Below are 24816 nucleotides of genomic sequence, written 5' to 3'. Positions count from 1 at the left end.
GGAAAAACCTTTTGCAAGCGGGAAAACCGCAGAAAATCATGCCGTAAGCGTCAAGCAGATCAACAGGATAAGGGTTGCTGCAACGGGGCAGGGTGACGTGAACGTCAAGCCGAGGTGGGTTCGAAGATGACGTAGACCTTGCGACATGGGGTGAGGGTCTCCCACTCGCCGACAAAGCCTGCCGGAATCACGAATTGATCGCCGGGTTTGAGGGTCAGCTGGCCGCCCTGACTGTCGTGGATCACCACATCCCCCTCCAGCAGCTGGCAATACTCGTGCTCGGTGTAGTGGATGGCCCAGCGGCCGGGCTCGCAAGCCCAGAAGCCCACGTGAAACTGCTGGCTTGGGTCGGAGTAGTGGTTCCACACCATCTGACTCGGGTTGCCCGCTTTAATGCGCTCGGGGGCAGGCATCAGCGGGGTAGGGGCCGCCTCGTGGCGATCGAGCAAAATCCAGTCGTTGAGGGTCTTCATGGTGCCTCCTTGGCTATCGGCAGATAGGAACGCGGGGCCATCCAGGCCCCGCGATTGTTCGTTTTATTAAACGAGGTTGTGCATAACTTAAACGATGCGTTCCTCCTTGCCAAGAGCCCTTGCCAAGGGCTGCTGGCCGACGACTCAGAGCGGCTGCAAGCGGCGGATCACATGGCGGGCAAAGCCGCTGCCCGCTTCGTTGTAGACGTTGAACACTGCATCCACCCCCTGCTCCTTGAGGGAGGCGATATCATCCTCGAAGCGGACGATGGCGGCTATCTTGCCGTTGAACCCGTGGCTGCGCAGCTTCTCGATGGCGTAGAGATTCCCCGAGTGGTGGGGCATCGCCAGCAGCACCAGATTGACCTGATTGGAGAGCAGCACCTTGTCCCAGAAGTCGGTATCGGTAGCATCCCCCTCGATGACGTTCATCCCCTGGGCGCGCAGGGTGGGCAGTTTCTCGCTGTCGTTTTCCACCCCGAGGATGACGTTGCCGTACTTGTTCTCCAGCTCGAAGTAGGCCCCCTGACCGATCCGCCCCATGCCGAGGATGATTACCTCGGCATCGCCCAATTCGATGGGTCTGTCTTCCGGATGAAGGTTGCTCGCCTGCAATCCCCGCAGCCAGTGGCCGATGCGGTGATAAATGCGCTCGCTCTGGGCATTGAGCGGGGCGGAGATCATAAAGCTCGCCGCCAGTGCCAGCGAGACCGCCACCAGCCACTCGTGGGAGAGCCAGCCTGCCTTGGCGGCGATGGCGGCGACGATCAGGCCAAACTCCGAGAAGTTGGTGAGCGCCAAGGTCGAGAGCAGGGCGGTGCGCACCCTCAGGTGAGCGCCGCTGTAGACCAGATAGTAGAGGGCGCTTTTGAGCGGCAGGGCCAGCACCAGCGCCAGTGCCAGCAACATGGTGTCGTGGGTCGGCAGGCCGTTGAGACCGATGGTGAGAAAAAAGCAGACCAGAAAGAGGTCTTTGAGGTTAAAGAGCGCCTTTGCAAGCCCTGCCGCAGCCGGATGAGAGGCGAGCAGCATGCCGATGATGAGGGCCCCCAGATCCGGCTTGAGGCCGACCACTTCAAAACCGGCGGCCCCGACCACCAGCGCCAAAAACACCCCGAACAGCACCTGCAGCTCGCCGTGCCCGGCACGCTCCAGCAGCTTGAACAGCAGCGGGCGCAGCAGCGGCAATCCCAGTACCCAGAGCGCCCAGATACTGGGCCACTTGCCGCTGGAGAAGGCCAGAAACGCCACGGCGAACACATCCTGCATGACCAGCACCCCGATGGCGATGCGGGCGTAGAGGGCATTCATGTCGCTGCGATCTTCCAGCACCTTGACTGCGAAGACGGTGCTGGAGAAGGAGAGGGCAAAGCCCAGCAGCAGCGCCAGTTTCCAGTCCAGCGAGAGGGCAAGTTCAAGCCCCAGTCCCTTGCAGACCAGCAGTACCACGGTAAATAGCAGGGTGGAGAGCAGCAGGTGCAGGCTGGTGGTGCCCCACACATCGCGCCGCATCAGGGTTTTGATATTGAGCTTGAGGCCGATGGTGAACAGCAGCAAGGTGACGCCGAGATCGGCCACCTCGCTCAGGGCAGGGGTATTTTCATATCCCATGCCGTTGAGGATAAAACCGGCGGCCAGAAAGCCGAGCAGGGGGGGCAGGCCAATCAGATTGACTACCATGCCGCAGCCAAAGGCCACGGCGATCAGAATGGGTTCCATAACAGATCCTGCAAGGGCAGGAGAGACCTGCCCTGTTTAACGCTTGGGTGGTGATTAGACGATATCGATGTCGACCACGGAGTCGAAAATATGGTTCGGGCGAAACGGCATGCGGTCGATATCGGCGACCTTGCTTACCCCGGAGAGCACCAGCACCGTCTCGAGACCGGCCTGAAAGCCCGCCAGAATGTCGGTGCGCAGGTTGTCGCCGATGATGATGGTGTCGTCGGAGTGGGCCTCCATCCGGTTCAGTGCCGCACGGATGATCCAGGCGCTCGGCTTGCCGACGTAGAACGGCTTCTTGCCAGTCATCCGCTCGATGGGGGCGCATAGGGCGCCGCAGGCCGGGTGCATCATGGGGCCGTGGGTATCGGGGTTGGTGGCGATAAAGCGGGCCCCCTGATCGACGAACTTGGCCCCCTGTTGCATCATGGTCCAGTTGTAGTTGCGGGTCTCGCCCACTACCACGAAGTCCGGGTCGATATCGGTGATAGTGAAACCGGCCTTGTAGAGCTCGTGGGTCAGGGCCCCTTCACCGATCACATACGCCTTCTTGCCATCCTGACGCTTGAGGAAATCGGCGGTACCCATGGCGGAGGTATAGAAGCACTCCTCCGGCACCTCGATCCCGGCGGAACGGAAGCGGTTTTGCAGATCTTTCTGGGTCTGGGCCGGGTAGTTGGTGAGGAACAAGAGCTTGCTGCCCTGCTCCAGCAGGCGATGGACGAAACGGTCGGCACCGGGGATGAGATCGTTGTTGTGCAGGATGACACCGTCGATATCGCAGATGACGTTCTTCTTCATGAAAACTCCTTGTCAGGGCGCAGGCGAGCCGCCAATCGTTAAGATGTTCAATCATTTATGATTTTTGTGACGCCATTATAAGTCTGTTTGATGACAAGTCTCCCCTGTCTCGCCACTTGGGTGCACAATAAAGCTGCCGTCGGGTCAGTCTGGTGGAGGGGCTGACGCCGGATCACTTTGCTGATGGAGCCGTCGCTATGGACACCCCGATTCCCAAGCCAGTCACCCCCGAACACCTCACCGCCGCGCAATTTATCGCCGGACTGCCGAAACTGGAGCTGCACCTGCATATCGAGGGCAGCCTCGAACCCGAGTTGATGTTTGAGCTGGGCCGCCGCAACGGTGTGCCACTGCCCTGGCCCGATGTGGCCAGCGTGCGCGCCGCTTATGACTTTGACTGCCTGCAATCTTTTCTCGACCTCTACTATCGCGGTGCCAGCGTGCTGGTGACCGAGCAGGATTTCTTCGACCTCACCTGGGCCTATCTTGAGCGGTGCGCCGCCGACAAGGTGGTGCATGTGGAGATCTTCTTCGACCCGCAGACCCACACCGCTCGCGGTATCCCCTTTGCCACTGTGCTGGGCGGCATCGAACGGGCGCTGCAGACTGGGGAGCGGGAGTTTGGCATCAGCTGGCGCCTTATCATGAGCTTTTTGCGCCACCTGAGCGAAGAGGATGCCTTTGCGACGTTGGAAGAGGCTATGCCCTTCCTGTCACGCATTCACGGCATCGGCCTCGACTCGGGTGAAAAGGGCAACCCGCCGACCAAGTTTGCCCGGGTCTTTGCCAAATGCCGCGAGCTGCGGCTGCCGGTGGTGGCCCACGCAGGTGAAGAGGGGCCTGCCGACTACATCTGGCAGGCGATCAACGAGCTGCAGGTATGCCGCATCGATCACGGGGTGCGCTCGGCAGACGATCCCGAGCTGCTGCGCTATCTGGCGGATACCAGGCTGCCGCTCACCATCTGCCCCCTCTCCAACACCCGGCTCAAGGTGTTCGGCAATATGGCCCAGCACAATGTGTTGCGGCTGCTGGAGCAGGGGCTCTGCGTCACCATCAACTCGGACGATCCCGCCTACTTTGGCGGCTATATGAATGCCAACTTTGTGGCGCTGGCCGATGGCCTCGGCGCGACCATGAGTCAGCTCTGCCGCTTGTCGCTCAATGCCGTTGAGGCGAGCTGGCTCTCTCTGGCCGACAAGGCGCGGCTGACCCGTGACATTCGCACTCATGCCGCCCGCCACGGGGTGCAGCTGCACTGAGTCAGGGGCAGGTTAATCCCGGATGCAAAGAGGCCCGCTATAGCGGGCCTCTCTTATTTTCAGTTGCGAGCGTTTCTGCTGCTGGTGGATGACGCCAGCGTTACGCCACCCGTACCAGAAACTTCTCGCCCTGTCCTTCGCGCTTGAAGCGCTCGAGCAGGATGGGTAGTGCCTCAAAGTCGCCCACCACCAGCGGCGGCAGGGTCAGCTCGCCGCTCGCCATCTGCTCCATCATGTTGACACCGGCTGCGACCAGCCGGCTCCACTGTTTGTCGGTGCCAAAGGCGTGCTGGGCACCCAGTGCAATCTCGTGCAACGAGTGGCAATGGCTAAAGGCGGGCAGCGGGTTGTGCGGGATGCGCCCGAGCACAGTCACCATATGGCCGTAGTAGCCAAGGGCTGGCAGCAGGCTCTCTGCCTGTTGGCTCGAGACCAGATCGATGATCCCCTCGAACGGCTCGTTGCCGTTGGCGGCCTGCAAGGTGGCCAGCCAGTCTTGTTCCCGATAATCGGCCACCCCCTGCACCCCGATCTGTTTGAGCCACTGATGGTGGCGTGGACTGGCGCTGGCAAAGAGTCGCGCTCCTTGCTGGAGGGCCAGTTGCACCGCAAAGCGGCCGACGCTGCTGCCAGCACCTGTGATGAGCAGCGCTTCCCCGTGCAGGCGCGGCAGCTTGGCCAGCGCCTGCCAGGCGGTGAGACCGGGACAGGGCAGGGCGGCGGCCGCCTCATCGCTCAGAGCATCGGGCACCGGCAGCAGGGCGCGGGCGGGCACTTTGGTGTGGCGGGCAAAGCTGCCGTGGTGACGCAGGTCGGTGTGATAGGCGACCCGGGCGCCAAGGCGCAGATGGCTGACGTTGGCGCCGAGGGCCACGATAGTGCCCATGCCATCGACGCCGGGCACCTGACCGTCCTGCCAGTTGGAGTGGCCATATTCGATCAGCTTCCAGTCCACCGGATTGAAGGCGATGACCCGGTTGGCCACCAGTACCTCATCGGGGGCGAGCGGCGCCAGCGGCAGGTCTGCGAGGGTAAGCTGGGTCGGTTCACCGGGGGCATGCCAGCACCAGGCTTGGGTGTGATTCATGGGGACTCCTTGCGAAAGAGTGGGGGAGAGCTTAACGAGATGATTGCAACCGCGATACGGTCAGCCATATCACTGTTGCTAATGCGCAACAATACGGCAGGCCCCAACCTGTGGGGCCTGCGTTACGTGGCCGGTTGGCCATCGGCAATCAGCGGCTGGTGGCTGCGTCATCGGCCTGATAGACGGGGTAGTCGGTCAGCCCTTTCTCGCCGCCGCCAAACAGGGTAGCCGGATCGTGGGGGGCCAGCGGATAGCCGTGGCGCAGCCGGTTCGGCAGATCCGGGTTGGCGACGAAGGGGCGGCCAAAGCCAATCATGTCGGCCCAGCCCGCGTCAAGGGCGGCGCGAGCCCGCTCGCCATCATATTTGCCGGCATAGATCAGGGTGTTGGGGAAGGCATCCCGCAGACCCTGCTTGAAGTTCTCCGGCATCAGGGGGGCATCGTCCCAGTCCGCTTCGGCAATGTGTAGGTAGGTGACATTGAGCTGGCCCAGCAGGCGGGCGGCTGCCAGATAGGTCTCCTGCGGATTGGCATCCACGGTGCCGTTGAGGGTGGTGAGCGGTGCAAGACGCACACCAACCCGATCGGCGCCAATTTCGCTGCTGACCACCTCGGTCACCTCTTTGAGAAAGCGCAGCCGGTTTTCCAGTGATCCGCCGTAACTGTCGGTGCGGGCGTTGGATTCGGAGTCGAGGAACTGGTTGATCAGATAACCGTTGGCGGCGTGCAGCTCGATGCCGTCAAAACCGGCGCTGATGGCGTTGCGAGCCGCCTGACGGAACTGGCCCACTACCGCATCGATTTCGGCCTGGGTCATGGCGCGCGGGGTGACGGTCTCGACAAAGCCGGGGGCATCGCTGCCGTTATCGACGAACACCTTGACGCCCACTGCGGGCAGGGCTGAAGCGGAGATGGGCTGGGCGCCGCCGATGTTGTCCGGATGGGTGACCCGGCCCACGTGCCAGAGCTGGGCGAAGATGGTGCCCCCCTTGGCGTGCACGGCATCGGTCACCAGTTTCCAGCCAGCGATCTGCTCTGCGCTGTAGATGCCCGGCGTCCAGGCGTAGCCCTTGCCCATGGGGTCGATTTGGGTGCCTTCGCTGATGATCAGGCCCGCCTCGGCGCGCTGGGCGTAGTAGCTCGCCATCATGGCGTTGGCCACATCACCCGGCTGACTGGCACGGGAGCGGGTCATGGGGGGCATGACGATGCGGTTGGCAAGGTGCAGCTGGCCGAGGCGCAGCGGGCAGAACAGGTGATCGTGGCTCATCTTGAGTTCCTCATGGTGGACGTGAGGCCACTTTATGCCGCCATCTTGTTGTGAAAAAGAGGGGTAATTGCACAAGAGAATTGTGCTTGATGCAGCAATCAGTGCAAACCGCCGGGAAAGAGGCGTTTAGGCATAAAAAAGAGGGCCGTCTGGCCCTCTTCTGTATTCTGCTGGTGGCAGGCTCAAGCCGCGGCGGGCATCACTTTCACCCGCTCGATGCGCCGCTCGCTCACCTCGATCACCTCGAAGTTGAGCTGCTGCAGTTGCAACTGCTGACCCGGGGTGGGCAGGGTGCCGAAGTGGGAGAGCAGCATGCCCGCCAGGGTCACGTATTCATCGCTCTCGCTTACCAGTCCCTCGTGCTCCAGCACCTGCTCCACATGGTGGATGTTGGTGCTGCCGTTGATCAGCCACCCTTCGCCATCGCGTATGATATCCGAGGTTTCGTCCTCGTCCGGCAGCTCGCCGACGATGGCCTCCAGCAGATCGTGGGTGGTGACCAGCCCCTGGATCACGCCAAACTCGTCGGAGACCAGAATAAGGCTTCCCTTGGCTTTGCGCAGCTCCGCCAGCAGACGGATCACGTTGATTGTCTGCGGCACGATAATGGGATCGTTCTGCTTGGCCAGTTCGCTCAAGGATTGCCCTTCGTTCAAGGCAAACAGCAGGTCGCGCGCCTTGACCACTCCGATCACCTCGTCCAGATCCCCGTCACAGATGGGGAACAGGCTGTGGGGCTCGCGCTGCAGCAGGGCGCGGATCTCGTCGCTGGAGTCGTTGATATCGATCCAGGCCATCTCCGAGCGCGGGGTCATGATGGTGCGAATGGAGCGCTCGGCTAGCGACAGCACGCCGGTCACCATATAGCGCTCCTCCTCGCCAAAGCTGAGCGGCTCGGCAGGTGCGGCATCCAGATCGTCATCCGGTCTGTCCTGATAGGCCTTGCTCCCCATCAGCTTGAAGATGGCGGCGGTGGTGCGCTCACGCAGGGGCAGCTTGGATTCGTGACGCATGGCACTGCGCTGGGCCAGCTGGTTGAAAAACTCGATCAGCACCGAGAAGCCGATGGCCGCGTAGAGGTAGCCCTTCGGAATATGGAAGCCAAAGCCCTCCGCCACCAGGCTGAAGCCGATCATCAGCAGGAAGCTCAGACAGAGCACCACCACGGTCGGGTGGGCGTTGACGAAGCGGGTCAGCGGCTTGGAGGCGAGCACCATCACCACCATGGCGATGGTCACGGCGGCCATCATCACGCCCAAGTGTTCTACCATGCCGACGGCGGTGATGATGGAGTCGAGCGAGAAGACCGCATCCAGCACCAGAATTTGGGCGATCACCACGCCGAAGCTGGCGTAGGCGCCGACCGGGCCATCATCCTGGGGTTTGGCTTCCAGCCGCTCATGTAGCTCGGAGGTGGCCTTGAACAGCAGGAACAGGCCGCCCCCCATCAGGATCAGGTCCCGACCGGAGAAGGGGTGATCCCACAGGTGCAAAATCGGGGTGGTCAGGGTGACCAGCCATGACATGACGCTCAGAAGTCCAAGTCGCATCAGCAGGGCCAGCGACAGGCCGATGACGCGTGCCTTGTCCCGCTGGGCGGGAGGCAGTTTTTTCACCAGAATGGCGATAAAGACCAGGTTGTCGATCCCCAGCACTATTTCCAGAATGATCAGGGTAAACAGACCAATCCAGATATGGGGATCCAGCAGCAATTCCATTGTATGACCTCAATAAAAACAGACAGAGCAGAGAGTGATCACGGCGCACGATGGCCGCAGTAACAGCAAGGCAAAGGTGTTATTCAGAGGCGCTGATTAAGCAGAAAAAGATAGGCTTTGACAGAGAGAGACGAAGGGCAACTTCGGGGATTGTCCATGATGGGCAATAAAACCTCGGGTGAAAAATGAGCCCTGATGATAGCGGCTGGCGCCAATTTGGCAAGAGCAGTGTCAGTGAGGCGTGATGGGGTTGTGATGCGACAGGGGGAGGCGGCGGTGCCACGCTCCCCCATGCGGTCGTTACAACCAGCGCTTTTCGCGGGTGAAACAGACCGACAGCCAGGCATCCCCAAGGGTATCGCCAAGGCGAGACCAGAGCTCCTGACGCAGGGCATCCTGACGTTCGACGGGCCACTCCTGACCCGGCGCCACCAGAATGTTCAATTCCAGATCGAAGCGACGACCGCTTTTGGCCAGATGGCTGTAGCACTCGATGCCGTGGCGCTGGCGCAGCGCCTCGATCTCCTGCTCGACTTGCCGTGGCACATCTCCCTTGGGGGCGATCTTCAACACTTCCCGCAGGTTGCGACCGAGCACCTTGATGGGAATGAGAGTGGCGCAGAGGGCCAGCAGTGAGACCAGCACCGGGTCTATGTAGCGGTTGTATTGGCCGTAGCCGATGGCATCGAGGCCGATGGCGACCACAAAGCCAATCAGCAGAGTGGCGCTGAGCAGGGTATCCACCAGCCACTCCTTGGAGTCGACCCGCACCAGCTCGGAGTCTACCTGTTCGGCAACCTGGGCTTCGATGCGATAGATGATGGCGCAGAAAAAGGTGGAGACGGCGGCATAGATGAGGGCGTGGCCGAGATCGATCTCCCGTCCTCCCTCCAGCAGGGTGGTGATGCCGCTATAGAGGGCGCCAAGGCAGAGCAGCAGAATAATGGCGCCATTGATGACGTTGGTGATGGGCTCGAAGTGGGCATAGCCATACTGGAAGCGCGCATCGGAAGGGCGGGTAACGAGATAGGCGGTGATGAGGCCAAGGCCCGTCATGCCCATGCTGAACAGGGTGAAGATACCATCGAGCATGATGGCGTTGGAACCGACGAAGAGGCCGTAGCAGATGCCGAAGATGGCAAAGGTAATACAACCAAACAGCGACAGGGTAAGCGCCTGTTTTTCGGTGGTGACCAGCGTACTGATAACATGGCTGTGGTGAGCCATAAAAGTCCTCCTTTCAAATGGTGAATATTGCCAAGCGCAAGCGGTTTTCTAGCTGATATACTGCCCGCTCACATGTGAGCGGACTGGCCTGACTGCCATTGACAGGCGGCTGGCCAGTCGTTGTCGCCGGCGTGCCGGCATCAAGCAAAGGATGGGAACAAGGATTCATGATCCCGAGACTCGATTACCAGGACAGTTTGTCACCCGCAACCCTGCAGTTTCTTGAGTTGCTAGAGCGCAGCGCATTTCGTGGTGATATCGAAAAGTCTTATGCAAGCCGGTTGGCGATGGCGACGGATAACAGCGTCTATCAGGTAGTACCTCAGGCGGTTCTCTATCCGCGCAGTGCGGACGACATAGCAGCAATGCTCAAGCTGGCCGCAGAGCCGGCGTTCGCCTCCTTGAGTTTTTTCCCTCGCGGTGGCGGTACCGGCACCAATGGCCAGTCATTGGGCGGCGGCATTATCGTCGATCTCTCCCGTTATATGAACCAGATCATGGAAATTAATCTGGAGGAGGGGTGGGTGCGTGCCCAGGCCGGGGTGGTGAAAGACCAGCTCAACGCCTATCTCAAGCCCCACGGCTACTTCTTCTCGCCGGATCTCTCCACCTCCAACCGCGCCACCTTAGGGGGCATGATCAACACCGATGCCTCGGGGCAGGGGTCTCTGGTCTACGGCAAAACCTCGGATCACGTGCTGGGTCTCAAGGCGGTGCTGGAGAATGGCGACATCATGGCGACCGAGCCGCTGACCGGTGAGCGACTGGCCGACAAGCTGGCGCTGGAGAATCGCGAAGGAGAGATCTATCGCACCCTCTATCGTATCGGTAAGGAGCGCCGAGCCGACATCGAGGCGACCTTCCCCAAGCTCAACCGCTTTCTGACCGGCTACGATCTCAAGCACCTCTATCAACCCGATACCGACACGCTGGATGTGAGCCGGGTGCTGTGCGGATCTGAAGGGTCTCTCGGCTTTATCACCGAAGCCAGACTCAATATCACCCCCATCCCGCGCTACCGCACCTTGGTCAACGTCAAGTACGACAGCTTCCCCTCTGCCCTGCGCAATGCCCCCTTTATGGTGCAGGCCCAGGCGCTGTCGGTGGAGACGGTGGATTCCCGGGTGCTCGGGTTGGCCCGCGCCGACATCATCTGGCATTCGGTGAAAGAACTTATTCAGGATGTGCCCGGCAAGGATCTGCAGGGGCTCAATATCGTCGAGTTTGCCGACACCGACGAGGCAGAACACAGGGCCAAGGTGGCGGAGCTGTGCCGTCGTATCGACGCGCTGCTGGCCAAGGCGGAGGCCGGGATTATCGGCTATCAGGTGTGTGACCACCTGCCGAGCATCGAAACCATCTACACCATGCGCAAGAAGTCGGTGGGGCTGCTGGGCAACGCCGAAGGGCGCAAGAAGCCGGTGGCCTTCACCGAAGATACCGCCGTGCCGCCCGAGTCACTGGCCGATTTCATCATGGAGTTTCGCGCCCTGCTGGATGCCCACGGCCTCGACTACGGCATGTTTGGCCACGTCGATGCCGGTGTGCTGCACGTGCGCCCGGCGCTGGATTTGTGCGATCCCGAGCAGGAGGTGCTGCTGCGCCGCATCTCCGATCAGGTGGTGGCGCTCACCGCCAAGTATGGCGGTCTGATGTGGGGCGAGCACGGCAAGGGCTTTCGCTCCGAATACAGCCCCGCCTTCTTTGGCGAGCTGTGGGAAGAGCTGCAGCGGGTCAAGGGGGTATTCGACCCGGGCAACCGCATCAACCCGGGCAAGATCTGCATCCCCTACGGTAGCGGCGCCGAGCTGGTGTCGGTGGATGGCCCCAAGCGCGGCAAGTATGACCGCCAGATCCCGCTCGCGGTGCGCACCAGCTACACCCGCGCCATGGATTGCAACGGCAACGGTCTCTGCTTCACCTTCGAGACCGACTCCCCCATGTGCCCCTCGGTCAAGATCAGCCGTGATCGCCGCCACTCCCCCAAGGGGCGGGCGGGCCTGATGCGCGAATGGCTGCGTCAGTTGGCGGAGCAGGGCTTCGACCCGTTGGCGGAAGAGGTGGCGCTGCAATCCGGTGGCGTACGCTTCAAACAGCTGGTGGACAAGGTGCGCAACAGCTGGGCTAAACAGCGCGGCGAGTATGACTTCTCCCATGAGGTGATGGAGGCGATGGCGGGCTGTCTGGCCTGCAAGGCATGTACCAGCCAGTGCCCGATCAAGGTGGATGTACCCGATTTTCGCGCCCGCTTTATGCAGCTCTACCACGGCCGCTACCTGCGTGCGCCGAAGGATTACTTCGTCGGCACGGTGGAGAGCTATGCGCCGTTGCTTGCCAAGGCGCCGAAGCTGGTCAACTTCTTCCTCGAAAAAGAGTGGGCCCAGAAGGCGACCGAGAAGAGCATCGGCATGGTCGATGTGCCGCTGCTCTCGGTGCCGACCCTTGCCGAGAGCCTGCACGATAACCGCGCCCGCTATTTTGATCTGCCGGGACTGGAGCGGATGAGTGCCGAGCAACGCAAACAGGTAGTGCTCATCGTGCAGGACCCCTTCACCACTTATTACGACGCCCCCGTGGTGCGCGACCTGGTGAAACTCGCCAGCAAGCTCGGCTTCCAGCCCTACCTGCTGCCTTTTAAGCCGAACGGTAAACCCCAGCATATCAAGGGGTTCCTGCGCGCATTTGCCCGCACCGCCGCCAACAGCGCCCAGTTCCTCAACAAGGTGGCGGCGCTTGGTATTCCTATGGTGGGGGTGGATCCGGCCATGGTGCTCTGCTATCGCGACGAGTATGCCAAGGCGCTGGGGTCGGCTCGCGGTGATTTTCAGGTGTTGCTGCCACAGGAGTGGCTGCTCTCGCTGCCGGCAGATCAACTGCCTGCTAGCGCCAACAAGACCAAGATCGAGGAGGGGAGCGAGCCCTGGTATCTCTTTGCCCACTGCACCGAGAAGACCGCCAAGCCCTCCACTCACGGTGACTGGAGCACCCTGTTTGGCCGCTTCGGGGCCAGCTTGCAGCCGGTCTCTGTGGGTTGTTGTGGCATGGCGGGCACCTATGGTCACGACGTCAAACAGGTGGAGAACTCGAAGGGCATCTATGGGTTGAGCTGGGCCGACCCGCTCGCCCGTCTACCCAAAGCGCGCTGTCTGGCAACTGGCTATTCGTGCCGCAGTCAGGTCAAGCGGATGGAGGGGGAAAAGCTCAAACATCCATTGCAAGCCCTGCTGGAGCTGCTCTGATGCTGACGTTTCCCAAACGGTTTCGGGTGCCGAAGGCCTATCGGCACCCACGTTTTTTGCTGTTGCCTGCCACCCCCGCTCAGGCGGTGGTGGAGTTTGTCGCCATGTTGCGCGAGCGTGAGCAGCTCCATCAGCTGTTTCGCCCGAACGATATCTGGCCCTCCGCCAACTTCAGCCTGAGCCAGCACGAAGGGGATCTGGAGTGGCAGCAGTCGGAGTTTCTGGCCAAGCGCTCCTTTGCCTATGGCCTCTGGAGCCCGGATCGGGAGCCGCAATTTTGGGGCGGGGTTTATCTCTACCCCTCGGTGTTGCCAGAGGTAGCGGTGGAGCTCTTCTTCTGGAAGGTGGCCGAGGCGCCCATCACGGATGAGGAGTTGGAGATTCAGCTGCGCGACTGGCTCGCCAGGGTGTGGCAGTGGCCAGCCCCCCGCTTGCCGGGGCGAGATGTGCCTTGGTCCGAGTGGCCCGGCGTTACCTACCCCTGGTGACATCCCGCTTAAGGGCATGATTGTGTAACACGCAGCGCCGGGTCGGGGCTGCGTTGTTAACACGTCACCTGGTAACCAACAACTCATATAACCGAACCATTTTGCCGATGGAGGGCGTTTCACTCATATCGGTACGCATTCATCGCTAACATAAGGAGTCTGCTCGCAATGAGTCACGATATTGCGCCCATCTGGCGTAAACCCATGAGTCTGGAGGGGCTCAACGCCACCTCTCGCAACACCCTGATGGCCCACCTCGATATCATCTATACCGCTTTTGGCCCAGACTGGTTGGAGGCCACTATGCCAGTGGATCACCGCACCCACCAGCCTCTTGGCATGCTGCATGGCGGCGCATCTGTGGTGCTGGCGGAAACCTTGGGATCGATTGCCGCCAATATGGCGGTCGGGCCAGATAGCTACTGTGTGGGGCTGGAGGTGAATGCCAACCATCTGCGAGCTAAACGGGAAGGGGTGGTGACCGGGCGTTGCACGCCGCTCCATCTGGGAGCAACAACCCAGGTGTGGCAGATTGAAATTCGGGACGAACGTGAGCGTTTATTGTGCACCAGCCGACTGACCATGGCGGTGCTCAAACACAAGCGGGGCAAGGACTCCAGCGAGGAGTGATCTGCAATAACGCACTATGAGTGCAAAATAAGCAAGCCATACTCGTCAGATCCCTCTATAATTGCCAACGTCTTGAGAGGCTTATCACATTTTTCAAGACAGCAGAACAAAGTGGCGCTATAATCGCCGCCTTTTTGCTATTCCGCGGTGTTAGCCGCCTGCCTTAATCTGGAAGAATCTATGTCTGATACCGAACAACTGCCCCTTTTTAGTGAGCTTGGACTGGCCGCGCCTGTATTGAAAGCGCTGCAGGACGTGGGCTATGAGCGCCCGTCACCGATCCAGGCCGCAGCAATTCCCCACCTGATGGCGGGACACGATCTGCTGGGGCAGGCGCAAACCGGTACAGGGAAGACCGCTGCTTTTGCCTTGCCTCTGTTGTCTCGTCTGGAAGCTGGTAACCGCAACACCCAGATCCTGGTGCTGGCGCCTACCCGCGAACTGGCGCTGCAAGTGGCTGAAGCGTGCCAACGCTACGCCCACCACATGCCTGATTTCCACGTACTGCCGATCTACGGTGGTGCCTCCTACGAAACCCAGACCCGCGCCCTGCGTCGCGGTGCCCAGGTTGTCGTCGGTACTCCGGGCCGCGTGATGGACCTGATCCGTCGCAAGAACCTGGACCTCTCCGGCCTGAAAGCTCTGGTACTGGACGAAGCTGATGAAATGCTGCGTATGGGCTTCATCGACGACGTTGACTGGATCATGGAGCAGTGCCCGAGCACTCGTCAGGTTGCCCTGTTCTCTGCCACCATGCCGGAGCAGATCCGTCGCGTGGCCCAGAAGCACCTGAAGCAGCCTAAAGAGATTAAGATCGCCTCCAAGACTGCTACCGCTACCACTATTCGCCAGCGCTACTGGCAGGTAACCGGTCTGCACAAGCTGGACGCCATGACCCGTCTGCTGGAAGTGGAATCCTACGAAGCCCTGCTGGTATTCGTACGTACCAAGAACGCCGCCGAAGAGCTGGCTGGCAAGCTGGCCGCCCGTGGCCACGCCTGTGAAGCGCTGCACGGCGACATCCCGCAGAAATTGCGTGAGCGTACCGTCGACAAACTGCGTCAGGGCCAGCTGGATATCCTGATCGCCACCGACGTTGTCGCCCGTGGTCTGGACGTTGAGCGCATCACTCACGTAGTGAACTACGACATTCCATACGACACCGAATCTTACGTTCACCGTATCGGTCGTACCGGTCGTGCCGGTCGTAAAGGCGAAGCCATCCTGTTCGTCGCTCCCCGCGAGCGTCGTATGCTGCGCGCCATCGAGCACGCAACCCGTCAGGCCATCGAGCCGATGAAGATGCCGAGCACCGAGGACATCAACCAGCATCGTCTGGCCAAGTTCAAAGAGCGCATCCGCGAAACCATGATGGGTGAAGAGCTCGAGATCTACCACAACTTGGTAAACGAGCTGATCGAAGAAGATTCTGCCGATCCGCTGGAGCTGGCTGCCGCACTGGCCAAGCTGGTACAGGGTGACCAACCGCTGCTGCTGGATGACTCCATTCCGGATCCGCTGCTGAATACTGGCAACGATCGTGGTGGCTTCGAGCGCCGTGACTTCAACGACCGTGGCGGTCGTGACTTCGGTGACCGTGGCGATCGTCCTGCCCGTCGCATGCCGTCCCTCGAACCGCGTCCGCTGAAAGACAACCCGGATGTGGAGATGGAGCGCTATCGCGTAGACGTGGGTGCCCATCACGGCGTCAAGCCGGGCCAGATCGTGGGCGCCATCGCCAACGAAGCGAACATCGAGAGCCGCTTCATCGGCAACATCGACATCGCTGATGACTTCTCCACCGTCGATCTGCCGAAAGGCATGACCGCCGATGTACTGGAAGTGATCAAGAAAGCCCGTGTTTGCCAGCGTCCGCTGCAAATCACCCGCTACACCGAAGTGCCGGCCGGTGGCAACACCAGCAGCCGTCCGCCCCGTGGTGATCGTCCGTTCCGTGGCGACCGTCCTTTCAACAAGGATCGCCGTCCCCAGGGTGACCGTCCGTTCAACAAGAGCGGGGAGCGCCGTGAAGGTGGCTTCAACAAAGATCGCAAATTCGGTGGCAAGCGTCGCGAAAGCTGATTGCTGATCCCGTTATGAAGAAGGCCGCTCATTGAGCGGCCTTTTTTCTGCCTGCGGTTTACCCTGTGTTCTTACTGAACGCCAGATCGGCATAAGCCGTTACATGGGGGAGCGCATGATGGCCACTATTTGATGACTGGATGTCGGGGAAAGAGAGAACGCCTTTCTACTCGACAGGCGGTTGTGACGTGGTTGGGTGTCATCCGCCGTTCTGCCATAGGTTTGGGCTGGCAGCCGTTTCTTTGTATTGGCAAGCGTTGGGACGTGTGCACTTGGGCGGATAGTTGGATGGGGAGTGACAGCATTGCGCCCGCTGACTCCGGCGGTCGCAAGGGGTGGCGACTAGGTGGCCGCTCAGAGGCTTTGTCTGGCTGGCAGCCATTATTCATGTCGAGATTCATGTCGAGCGGGGTAATTGGTTGGCATCAATGAAGAAGGCGACCATCAGGTCGCCTTCTTGTTGTGCATTGTGACGTGCAGAGTTCGCAGCCCGAGGGGCTATCAGAGCACCATGGCGGCAATCCAGCCGAAGATAACCAGCGGGATATTGTAGTGGATGAAGGTGGGCACCACGCTGTCCCAGATATGGTCGTGCTGGCCATCTGCGTTGAGGCCGGAGGTGGGGCCCAGAGTCGAGTCGGAGGCCGGTGAACCCGCATCCCCCAGCGCGCCAGCGGTACCAACCAGTGCGATGATCGCCATTGGTGAGAAGCCGAGCTGCAGACAGAGCGGCACATAGATGGTGGCGATGATGGGCACGGTGGAGAAGGAAGAACCGATCCCCATGGTGATGAGCAGACCCACCAGCAGCATCAGGAAGGCGGCGATGCCTTTGTGCTGGCCGATGCCGGAGGCGACCACCTGGACCAGAGAGTCGACCCCGTGGGTCGCCTTCATCACGGCGGCAAAACCGGCGGCGGAGATCATGATGAAGCCGATCAGCGACATCATCCGCACCCCTTGGGTGAAGGCATCCTGGCTTTCGCGAAACTTGATGACGCCGCCGCAGGTGAAGATGACAAAACCGGCCAGTGCACCCAGTACGATGCTGTTGGTCATCAGTTGCAACCCCAGCGCCACGCCAATGGCCAGCAGGGCCACCCAGATGTGGGTGAGGTTGAGCTCGACCGCTTCGGGCTCGGCATCCAGGATCTTGGCCAGATCGTACTGGCGCGGTTTGCGATAGCTGATGAATACCGCAATCAGCAGGCCCAGTACCATACCGGCAACCGGAATAGCCATCGCCAGCGGGATCTGGCTGGTGGTGATGGGCACGCCGTTATCAATCAGGTTCTTGGCCAGAATGTTGTTCAGGAAGATGCCGCCAAAGCCGACCGGCAGCACCATGTAGGTGGCGGTCAGGCCAAAGGTGATGACACAGGCCACCTGACGACGGTCGATCTGCATCTGCGCCATCACATGCAGCAGCGGCGGGATCAGGATGGGAATAAAGGCGATGTGAACCGGGATCAGGTTTTGGGACGAGATCGCCACGGCCAGCACGGAAGAGAGCAGCAGGGTTTTGACCCACATGATGCGGGTCGAGCTGGCATCCTTGCCCAACTGGTTGATCACCTTGCGGGCCAGCAGGTCGGTGATCCCGGAGCGGGAGATGGCAACCGCAAAGGCGCCCAGCATGGCGTAGGAGAGAGCAATCTCGGCGCCACCGCCCAGGCCACCGCTGAAGGTGGTGAGGGTATCGGTCAACGACAGCCCACCGACCAGGCCGCCAGCAATGGCCCCCAGCGCCAGCGAGACCACCACATTGATCCGCAGCAGACTGAGCACCAGCATCAGCCCGACTGCGATAACAACTGGATTCATTTGATTTCCTTATAGTTTGTTATTGCTGTCTGTCATGTGAAGGGGAGTTAGTTTGCGAAAAATGTGACAAATGTCGAGAAAAAAATCAGTCAAACCCCTCATATCGCAGCAGCATGTGGCACAAGGTTGCTCAACATGAGGGTTTGTGACCTGTTTGTCTCCATGCATCCCGTGCGCAGCGGTGGATAGTGACGTTGATAGCGATTTCCGGTGCGCCGTGCAATCAATCACGTCCCCAAAAAGCGAAGGCTGCCAGTGGCAGCCTTCATCCGTTTATTCTTGCCCCTCATCGTCGGCAGGAGCATCGGTTGTGCCATCATCCGGATGCGCTGGCGGCCAACCCCCCATGCTCTTCCAGCGGTTGACGATATGACAGAACAGCTCTGTGGTGCGTTCGGTGTCATAGAGGGCAGAGTGCGCCTCTTTATTGTCAAATGGGATGCGGGCGCTCTGGCACGCTTTGGCCAGCACGGTCTGCCCCAGCGCCAATCCGGAGAGAGCAGCGGTGTCGAAGGTGGCAAACGGGTGGAACGGATTGCGCTTGAGGCCAGCGCGCTCGGCGGCAGCCATCACGAAGCCGTGATCAAAGGTGGCGTTGTGGGCCACTATGATGGCGCGGCCGCAATCCTGCTCCTTCATCCCCTTGCGGATCCCCTTGAAGATCTCGGTCAGTGCCTCTTTTTCCGAGACAGCGCCACGCAACGGGTTGTAGGGGTCGATGCCGGTGAACTCCAGCGCGGCCTTTTCCAGGTTGGCCCCTTCGAAAGGCTCGACATGAAAGTGGAATACCTGATCGGGAACGAGCCAGCCCTGCTCATCCATTTTCAGGGTGTAAGCCGCGATTTCGAGCAGGGCATCGGTCTTGGCGTTGAACCCGGCTGTTTCAACATCGATGACGACGGGGTAAAAACCACGGAAACGGCCCTTGAGGGTATGAACTGCGTCGGTCATGGGATCTCGGTCGGGATAAAATGAGGCGGCATTATGGCAAAAAAGCACAGGCTTGTCCCCCCATCCCACGCAGTCGGCTGCGGCAAGGTGGCGCTCGATTTAATATCTGTGCAGCCACCAGCGGGCGGCAATCAGCGCCGTGAGCGTGCCCAACAGGGCGCTGGCCAGCACATCCACCGGCCAGTGCATTCCCATCACCATGCGTGACAGACCAACCCCTAGCGCCCACAAAGGTAGCAGCCAGACGCCCGTGGGAGCGCGGGCCAGCCAGATAAGGCCAAAGAACTGGGCCAGGCTGATGGCGGCGATACTGTGGCCGGAGGGGAAGGCGTAGTTCACCTCGTCCTGCCAGTGGTGGCCGAGCCACTCTGGCAGGGCCAGCAACTGGCTGGCGGCGTGAACCTGTTCACTGCGCACATCGATGCTACTGGCGTAGAAGTTCTTGATGGCCGGGATCAGCGCCTGACTCTCCAGCCAGAGCAGATAGGGTCTGGGCTCTTCGGTCAGGTACTTGATCAGGCTTTTGAGCACCCAGTCGCTGGCGAGCAGGGCTGCCAGCGCGCATCCCAGCGCAATGAAGGGCGTCAGCTCCAGTTTGAGTTTGTAGCGGGTCAGCAGCAGCAAGAGAGCGCCACTGACCCCGATCCCGGGAATATCGACCATGCGGGTGAGGGCGTATGACCACCATAGCCAGCCTGATTGCAGTGAACCGGTCAGAAAAGGCTGCCAGGGCAGGGTGGCGAGCAGCAGCAGGGGCAGGATTAACAGGGCAGTGAAGCCAAGCACCTGACTGCGGGTGAGTGAAGCGGTTGACATTGGGAGCGACGAAGCGTGTGGCGGCATGGTGGGTATGGGCGATCGCGAAAAAGAGGGGCATTGTGCCACCGTGATATGCCCGGACAAAGCCGAGCAGCACGTTTGTTACCTCTGCTTACACATTTGTGGCGATATCCTCTGTTTGAGCGGGCGGATGGAGCGGCTGCCGCGCAATGTGGTCCCGTTTCGCGCCGGATTGCATCACAGGCTGAAATCTCGGGCGGCTTTGCGCTAGAATGGCGCCCCCGTGGCGGTTGTGACCAAAGAGAGCCCGATGAAGATAGTCGTTGATGAGAATATGCCCCATGCCGTGGAGCTGTTTGCCGAATTTGGCGAGGTGGTCGCCTTGCCCGGACGGCAGATGCAGGCCTGCGATCTGCTGGATGCCGATGTGCTGCTGGTGCGTTCGGTCACCCGCGTCAACGGCGATTTGCTGGCGACCAGCCCCAAACTCGGGTTTGTCGGCACCGCCACCATAGGCACCGACCATGTGGACAAGGCGTTGCTGGCAAGCCGCAATATTCCCTTCTTCAGCGCCCCCGGTTGCAACAAGTATTCGGTGGGGGATTATGTGCTCTCAGCCCTGCTGGTGCTGGCGGAGCGTTACGAACTCGAGCTCTCGGCCATGACTTTGGCGGTGATTGGCGCGGGCAATACCGGCGAGTGTGTGGCGACCAAGGCCCAAGCGCTCGGCATGCGGGTACTGCGCTGCGATCCACCCAAGGCGCGTAATACCCCCGATGCGGGCTTTGTCGATTATCAGACCGCTCTTGGTGCCGATATCGTCAGCTTCCATGTGCCCATTACCCGCGAAGGGCAGGATGCCACCTACCATCTGCTGGATGCCGAACAGATTGCCGCTCGTCCTGCAGGGCAGATCCTGATCAACGCCTCCCGTGGCGAGGTGTGGGATAACCGGGCCCTGCTGGCGCGCCAGTTGAGCGATAAGCCGTTGCGACTGGTGATGGATGTGTGGGAGAACGAGCCCGAGCCACTGGCAGCGCTGGTGCCCCATACCGAGATTGCCACCCCCCATATCGCTGGTTACAGCTTGGAGGGGAAGGCCCGCGGTACCTGGATGCTCTATCAGGCGCTCTGCCAGCAGCTGGGACGCCAGCCTCGTCAGGATTTGAGTCAGCTGTTGCCTGCCCCCGATGTGCAGGCGGTGGTGCCGGGCCGCGCACCGGATCAGGCGTTGATCAAGCAGCTGGTGCATCTGGTCTATGACGTGCGTCGCGATGATGCCCGTTTCCGGGCCCGACTCGGCCTGCCCGGCAGCTTTGACGAGCAGCGCAAACACTATCCCGAGCGCCGTGAACTATCCTCCCTGCAGGTTGAGGGAGCGTTTGCCGACCGGGCGCTGGGCGCGTTGGGATTTGCGCTGTCATGCCCCTGAATCGGGGACCAAGAGTTGGAAGATAACCGGAAGGGGTGAGCCGTACTGGCTACCTCGACCCGCTTTTTTACTGAGCTGGCGCAGATCCTGCTGCGCCGGCTCAGCCATATCAGGCAGCGTCATCTCGCCGTGCGGGAGCCTGCCGACCATGGCGCCACCCGGCGCCATTGCAGCATTATCAGAGGAGAACAGAATGAGCCAGCAGTTTAATGTAGCGGTATTGGGTGCCAGCGGCGCCGTGGGTCAGGCGATGATCGAGATCCTGGAAGAGCGCGAATTTCCGGTAGCGACCCTCTATCCGCTGGCTTCCAGCCGCAGCGCCGGTGATACCGTGCGCTTTGGCGGCAAGAACCTCGAGATCCTCGATGTGGAGGAGTTTGACTGGAGCCAGGTGCAGATCGCACTCTTCTCCGCCGGTGCCGAGGTCTCTGCCAAGTGGGCGCCGATTGCTGCCGAACACGGCTGCATCGTCATCGACAACACCTCCTGCTTCCGTTACGACGAAGATATCCCGCTGGTGATCCCGGAAGTGAACCCGGATGCGCTGGCCGATTTTCGCAATCGCAACATCATCGCCAATCCCAACTGCTCCACCATCCAGATGCTGGTGGCCCTGAAGCCGCTGCACGACGAAGTGGGCATTGCCCGCATCAACGTGGCCACCTATCAATCCGTGTCAGGCTCCGGCAAAGAGGGGGTCAGCGAGCTGGCAGGTCAGACCGCTCATCTGCTCAACGGTCGTCCGGTGGAACCGACCCTCTATCCGCAACAGATCGCCTTTAACCTGATCCCGCAGATCGACAGCTTCACTGACAACGGTTACACCCGTGAAGAGATGAAGATGGTGTGGGAAACCCAGAAGATCCTAGGGGATGCCAGCATTGCCGTGAACCCCACCTGCGTGCGGGTGCCGGTCTTCTACGGCCACGCCGAGGCGGTACACGTCGAACTGCACCAGCCGCTCGATGCCGAACAGGTCAAGGATCTGCTGCGCAATGCGCCGGGCGTGACCCTGTTTGATGACGAAGGGGATTATCCGACCCCGGTGCGTGACGCAACCGGCAAGGATGAGGTGCTGGTGGGCCGGGTGCGCCAGGATATTTCTCACCCGAGTGGTATCAATATGTGGATCGTGGCCGATAACGTTCGTAAGGGCGCGGCAACCAACAGTGTACAGATTGCCGAGCTGCTGGTTCGCGACTATCTGTAAGGCTGGTCAGATGCCACAGATGCGCAGCAGGGAGTGCTGCGCATCCGGCCTGTGATCAAACCGGGGTGTGACCCATGCCGCACTCCGTCACTTCAAGATTCTGTTGCGATATCAACTGATTAAGTTTTTTCCTACACTCAGGGTCAAGTTGGGTGCTAAATGTGTCGGACTGCTGGCTTGCCAGGCGAGCCTGATTTATATTGAACCGACTGTTTTGGGGTAACTATCCAGATTTTTCAATGTGATAGGGCCGTCATACGAAGGAACGAATATGGGACATTCCCGCATAACATTGGCAACGCTACTCGCATTGGGTCTGCTGGGCACCGTCCAGGCTGAAGACTCGGCGCGGGAGCCTTTTTTTGTCGAGCTAAAAGGCCCTGACGAACCCGCACCTCCCGCCGTCAATTCCCAGCCGCTGGCGCAGCCGCAGCCGGTCGCCAGACCCGTCGCGCAACCGGTGCGTTCAACCGCCCAGCCGGTGGTGCGTCAGGTCACTGCCAATGCCGGTAGCTATGGCCCCGTTCGTCCGACCGATACCCTCTGGAGCCTGGCGAGCAAATATCGCCCCTCCAATCGGGTCAGCGTCTACCAGACCATGGTGGCGATTTACGAGAAAAACCCCCGCAGTTTTGCCGATGGCAATATCAACCACATTCTGGTGGGATCCCGCATTCTGCTGCCGACCGCGGCCGAGGCGAGCGTCATCACTGATGCTCAGGCCCGCGCCAAGTTCCGCAGCGACAACGCCAGCTGGAAGGGGTTAAGCCCCAAATATCTGGCTGACAAGCAGGCCCATACCGCCAAACCCGCTGCCGCCAAACCCGCGAAGGTGGAAGCCGCCAAGACCGAGTCGGTGAAGGCTGCGCCTGCGCCGCTACCAGTGGCGAAAGCCGCCCCCATTCCCGCTCCGGTGGTGGCACCGCAACCGGCTGCTGAAACCAAAGAAGTGGCCAAGGTGAGCGAGCCTGCGCCGAAAGAGGCGGTAGCACCTGCTCCGAGCGCTGCAGAAGGCACCACCCCGGCGCCTCTGCCTTCCGATCTGGATAAACCGGTGGGCAAACCGGCTACCGAGATGGCGCTGGCACTGGAAGATGCCAATGCCCAGCTCGGCCAGGTGACCGAGATGAACCACAGGCTCAAGCTGCGTCTGCAATCCCTGACCGAAGAGGTGGAGACCCTCAAGGCCCAGCTGCAGGATCAGACCGCGCTGCAAAAAGAGATTGCCGAGCTCAAGGCGCAACCGGTCCCGCCGGTGGCAGCCGAGCCTGAGCCTGAGAAAAACTGGTTGATGGATCTGCTCTCCTCACCGCTCAACCTCGCCATGATCATCCTGCTGCCTGTGCTGCTGGTATTGGCACTGGTGACCCTGTGGCTGCGTGCCCGTGCCCGCCGCGAACTGGAAGAGCAGGAGAAGAGCCTCTCCGAATCCACCGCCATGATGATGGATCAGGAGCAGAGCGAGTTTGATGATCTACTGAGCGTCGATGTGACCGACAACGAGCCGGTGCGCCCGGTGCCGGATCTCAACACCCCCGATGGCTTTATGCCGATGGAGCCTGACGAGCCGGCCGCCAAGCCGGATGTCGATCTGGTGTTCAGCGACGAGGGCGAGATGGAGCAGCAGGGCTTCGAGCCCGAGCGGATGGCGGCCCAGCCAGCCAGTCGTGACCCGGATCTGGTGCCGGATCTCGATCTCTCGCTGGATGAGCCCATCGCGCTTGCCAACGAGCCCGCCATGGATCTGGCCAGTGAGTTCAACCCCAAGCCCAAGGCCGCTGACGAGATCATGAGCGAAGAGGAGCTGCAGGCAGCCCTGTTTGCCGAGCTGGATGCGGATCTCTCCGCCGACCTTGAGCCCGATTTGAGCTCCATCGACGAAGTCGGCGCCGCTGACGACGATCTGGCGAGCTTCGATCTCGGCGATTTCGACAATGCCCTCGACGAGCCTGCTGCTGGCAAAGATGATAACGCCATTGATCTCAGTGCCGCAGAGGACGCTGACGAGAGTGCGGATGCCATGCTGGCCGAGCTCGGTCTTGAGCCTGTCAAGGCGAAGGACGCGGAGCTGGATCTGGAGTGGGATCCCAACGAGCTGGCGCTCTCCGATTTCGAAGACGCGTTCGCCGAGGTGGAATCTCATCCGGCAGATCTCCAGCCCCGTGAGCAGGCACAGGAGAGTGGCTACGTCGAGATCGACAAGCTGCTGGCCGAAGCGGATGCCACCGCGCCGGAGCAGGAGCCGTATCAGGGCTTCTCGCTGGATGTGGGGCTCGATGGCTTCCCCGAGGTGCTGCCGGAATCCACCGGATTTGACGTGGATGCCGACGACGGCGGTGTGGGTGCCAAGCTGGATCTGGCCCGTGCCTACCTCGAGATTGACGACAAGGATAGCGCCCGCGAGCTGCTGCAAGAGGCGGCGGAGCAGGGTAGCGATCACCAGCGCGCCGAAGCCGAGAAGTTGCTCAAGCGGTTGGGCTAAAGCATCTCCCATCACGGGATCAGCAAAACGGGGGCAGCCAGCAGGCTGCCCTCTTCTTTTGGCGATTTGCGATGGGGGCATGGCCGCGCAGGCTCGCTATCCAGGCCAATTGCGCGCGTGGTGGGACTTTTCGGGCTG

Annotated in this window: 18 protein-coding genes; 8 read left to right on the top strand and 10 right to left on the bottom strand. The window is 60.8% G+C overall.

Annotation, left to right across the window (positions count from 1 at the left end; genetic code table 11):
- Positions 1-104: 104 nt before the first annotated feature.
- The 3 genes from NOM06_RS04230 to NOM06_RS04220 form a co-directional block, all read right to left on the bottom strand.
- Entirely contained in the window at positions 105-473 is a 369-nt protein-coding gene (locus NOM06_RS04230) for a cupin domain-containing protein (RefSeq protein WP_255910005.1), read from the bottom strand.
- Between the two features lie 144 nt (positions 474-617).
- Entirely contained in the window at positions 618-2192 is a 1575-nt protein-coding gene (locus tag NOM06_RS04225; RefSeq protein WP_255910004.1) for a cation:proton antiporter family protein, read from the bottom strand.
- A 54-nt stretch (positions 2193-2246) separates the two neighbouring features.
- Positions 2247-2996 carry an HAD-IIA family hydrolase gene (locus tag NOM06_RS04220; protein ID WP_005337281.1) on the bottom strand — a complete coding sequence of 250 codons (750 nt, stop codon included), beginning with the start codon at positions 2994-2996 and terminating at the stop codon, positions 2247-2249.
- A gap of 197 nt (positions 2997-3193) precedes the next feature.
- On the opposite strand from NOM06_RS04220, the gene NOM06_RS04215 reads away from it, so the two are divergent.
- On the top strand, positions 3194-4258 hold the full coding sequence (locus NOM06_RS04215) for an adenosine deaminase (protein ID WP_255910003.1): 1065 nt from the start codon (positions 3194-3196) through the stop codon (positions 4256-4258).
- A gap of 100 nt (positions 4259-4358) precedes the next feature.
- Here NOM06_RS04215 and NOM06_RS04210 read toward each other — a convergent pair whose 3' ends face one another.
- From NOM06_RS04210 to NOM06_RS04195, 4 genes are all read right to left on the bottom strand, one after another.
- Positions 4359-5345, bottom strand: coding sequence for a zinc-binding dehydrogenase (locus NOM06_RS04210; RefSeq protein WP_255910002.1), 987 nt, complete (start codon positions 5343-5345; stop codon positions 4359-4361).
- Between the two features lie 148 nt (positions 5346-5493).
- Positions 5494-6615, bottom strand: coding sequence for an alkene reductase (locus tag NOM06_RS04205; protein WP_255910001.1), 1122 nt, complete (start codon positions 6613-6615; stop codon positions 5494-5496).
- Positions 6616-6797: 182 nt separating this feature from the next.
- Complete coding sequence (locus tag NOM06_RS04200) at positions 6798-8333, bottom strand: TerC family protein (RefSeq protein WP_255910000.1); 1536 nt, start codon at positions 8331-8333, stop codon at positions 6798-6800.
- Positions 8334-8633: 300 nt separating this feature from the next.
- Positions 8634-9560 carry a cation diffusion facilitator family transporter gene (locus NOM06_RS04195; protein ID WP_255909999.1) on the bottom strand — a complete coding sequence of 309 codons (927 nt, stop codon included), beginning with the start codon at positions 9558-9560 and terminating at the stop codon, positions 8634-8636.
- Positions 9561-9727: 167 nt separating this feature from the next.
- On the opposite strand from NOM06_RS04195, the gene NOM06_RS04190 reads away from it, so the two are divergent.
- The 4 genes from NOM06_RS04190 (at position 9728) to NOM06_RS04175 (ending at position 15999) form a co-directional block, all read left to right on the top strand.
- Positions 9728-12799 carry an FAD-binding and (Fe-S)-binding domain-containing protein gene (locus NOM06_RS04190; protein ID WP_255909998.1) on the top strand — a complete coding sequence of 1024 codons (3072 nt, stop codon included), beginning with the start codon at positions 9728-9730 and terminating at the stop codon, positions 12797-12799.
- Positions 12799-13287: a hypothetical protein gene (locus NOM06_RS04185; RefSeq protein ID WP_204383010.1), complete on the top strand. Its 489-nt coding sequence runs from the start codon at positions 12799-12801 to the stop codon at positions 13285-13287. Before NOM06_RS04190 ends, NOM06_RS04185 begins: the two co-directional genes overlap by 1 nt.
- Before the next feature lie 168 nt (positions 13288-13455).
- On the top strand, positions 13456-13917 hold the full coding sequence (locus NOM06_RS04180; RefSeq protein ID WP_124929190.1) for a hotdog fold thioesterase: 462 nt from the start codon (positions 13456-13458) through the stop codon (positions 13915-13917).
- A gap of 180 nt (positions 13918-14097) precedes the next feature.
- Positions 14098-15999 (top strand): DEAD/DEAH box helicase, encoded by a 1902-nt coding sequence (locus NOM06_RS04175; protein WP_204383012.1) that lies wholly within the window; start codon positions 14098-14100, stop codon positions 15997-15999.
- A 501-nt stretch (positions 16000-16500) separates the two neighbouring features.
- Here the strand turns inward: NOM06_RS04175 and NOM06_RS04170 are convergent.
- The 3 genes from NOM06_RS04170 to NOM06_RS04160 form a co-directional block, all read right to left on the bottom strand.
- Positions 16501-17823, bottom strand: coding sequence for a Na+/H+ antiporter family protein (locus tag NOM06_RS04170; protein WP_005361308.1), 1323 nt, complete (start codon positions 17821-17823; stop codon positions 16501-16503).
- Between the two features lie 273 nt (positions 17824-18096).
- Positions 18097-18774, bottom strand: a complete 678-nt coding sequence (rnt, locus tag NOM06_RS04165) for a ribonuclease T (protein WP_255909997.1) — start codon at positions 18772-18774, stop codon at positions 18097-18099.
- A 99-nt stretch (positions 18775-18873) separates the two neighbouring features.
- Positions 18874-19617, bottom strand: coding sequence for a phosphatase PAP2 family protein (locus NOM06_RS04160; RefSeq protein ID WP_255909996.1), 744 nt, complete (start codon positions 19615-19617; stop codon positions 18874-18876).
- Positions 19618-19864: 247 nt separating this feature from the next.
- Between NOM06_RS04160 and NOM06_RS04155 the strand changes: the two genes are divergently transcribed.
- The 3 genes from NOM06_RS04155 (at position 19865) to NOM06_RS04145 (ending at position 24678) form a co-directional block, all read left to right on the top strand.
- Positions 19865-20986, top strand: a complete 1122-nt coding sequence (locus NOM06_RS04155) for a 4-phosphoerythronate dehydrogenase (protein ID WP_255909995.1) — start codon at positions 19865-19867, stop codon at positions 20984-20986.
- A gap of 193 nt (positions 20987-21179) precedes the next feature.
- A complete protein-coding gene (locus tag NOM06_RS04150; protein WP_005344937.1) occupies positions 21180-22196 on the top strand; it encodes an aspartate-semialdehyde dehydrogenase in 1017 nt (338 codons plus the stop codon).
- Positions 22197-22467: 271 nt separating this feature from the next.
- Positions 22468-24678, top strand: coding sequence for a FimV/HubP family polar landmark protein (locus tag NOM06_RS04145; protein WP_255909994.1), 2211 nt, complete (start codon positions 22468-22470; stop codon positions 24676-24678).
- Positions 24679-24816: the final 138 nt, after the last annotated feature.

The sequence above is a fragment of the Aeromonas sp. JL9 genome, from assembly GCF_024436075.1.
GTDB classification, from domain to species: Bacteria; Pseudomonadota; Gammaproteobacteria; order Enterobacterales; family Aeromonadaceae; genus Aeromonas; species Aeromonas veronii.
Note: the sequence above shows the minus strand (reverse complement) of the source record. Positions and strands in the feature narration are given on the sequence as shown.

Coding starts and splice junctions, on each gene's coding strand:
- NOM06_RS04160 (WP_255909996.1), bottom strand. CDS start 19,617: ATGCCGCCACACGCTTCGTCGCTCCCAATGTCAACCGCTTCACTCACC.
- NOM06_RS04155 (WP_255909995.1), top strand. CDS start 19,865: ATGAAGATAGTCGTTGATGAGAATATGCCCCATGCCGTGGAGCTGTTT.
- NOM06_RS04145 (WP_255909994.1), top strand. CDS start 22,468: ATGGGACATTCCCGCATAACATTGGCAACGCTACTCGCATTGGGTCTG.
- NOM06_RS04190 (WP_255909998.1), top strand. CDS start 9,728: ATGATCCCGAGACTCGATTACCAGGACAGTTTGTCACCCGCAACCCTG.
- NOM06_RS04170 (WP_005361308.1), bottom strand. CDS start 17,823: ATGAATCCAGTTGTTATCGCAGTCGGGCTGATGCTGGTGCTCAGTCTG.
- NOM06_RS04225 (WP_255910004.1), bottom strand. CDS start 2,192: ATGGAACCCATTCTGATCGCCGTGGCCTTTGGCTGCGGCATGGTAGTC.
- NOM06_RS04175 (WP_204383012.1), top strand. CDS start 14,098: ATGTCTGATACCGAACAACTGCCCCTTTTTAGTGAGCTTGGACTGGCC.
- NOM06_RS04195 (WP_255909999.1), bottom strand. CDS start 9,560: ATGGCTCACCACAGCCATGTTATCAGTACGCTGGTCACCACCGAAAAA.
- NOM06_RS04200 (WP_255910000.1), bottom strand. CDS start 8,333: ATGGAATTGCTGCTGGATCCCCATATCTGGATTGGTCTGTTTACCCTG.
- rnt (WP_255909997.1), bottom strand. CDS start 18,774: ATGACCGACGCAGTTCATACCCTCAAGGGCCGTTTCCGTGGTTTTTAC.
- NOM06_RS04205 (WP_255910001.1), bottom strand. CDS start 6,615: ATGAGCCACGATCACCTGTTCTGCCCGCTGCGCCTCGGCCAGCTGCAC.
- NOM06_RS04215 (WP_255910003.1), top strand. CDS start 3,194: ATGGACACCCCGATTCCCAAGCCAGTCACCCCCGAACACCTCACCGCC.
- NOM06_RS04185 (WP_204383010.1), top strand. CDS start 12,799: ATGCTGACGTTTCCCAAACGGTTTCGGGTGCCGAAGGCCTATCGGCAC.
- NOM06_RS04150 (WP_005344937.1), top strand. CDS start 21,180: ATGAGCCAGCAGTTTAATGTAGCGGTATTGGGTGCCAGCGGCGCCGTG.
- NOM06_RS04220 (WP_005337281.1), bottom strand. CDS start 2,996: ATGAAGAAGAACGTCATCTGCGATATCGACGGTGTCATCCTGCACAAC.
- NOM06_RS04180 (WP_124929190.1), top strand. CDS start 13,456: ATGAGTCACGATATTGCGCCCATCTGGCGTAAACCCATGAGTCTGGAG.
- NOM06_RS04230 (WP_255910005.1), bottom strand. CDS start 473: ATGAAGACCCTCAACGACTGGATTTTGCTCGATCGCCACGAGGCGGCC.
- NOM06_RS04210 (WP_255910002.1), bottom strand. CDS start 5,345: ATGAATCACACCCAAGCCTGGTGCTGGCATGCCCCCGGTGAACCGACC.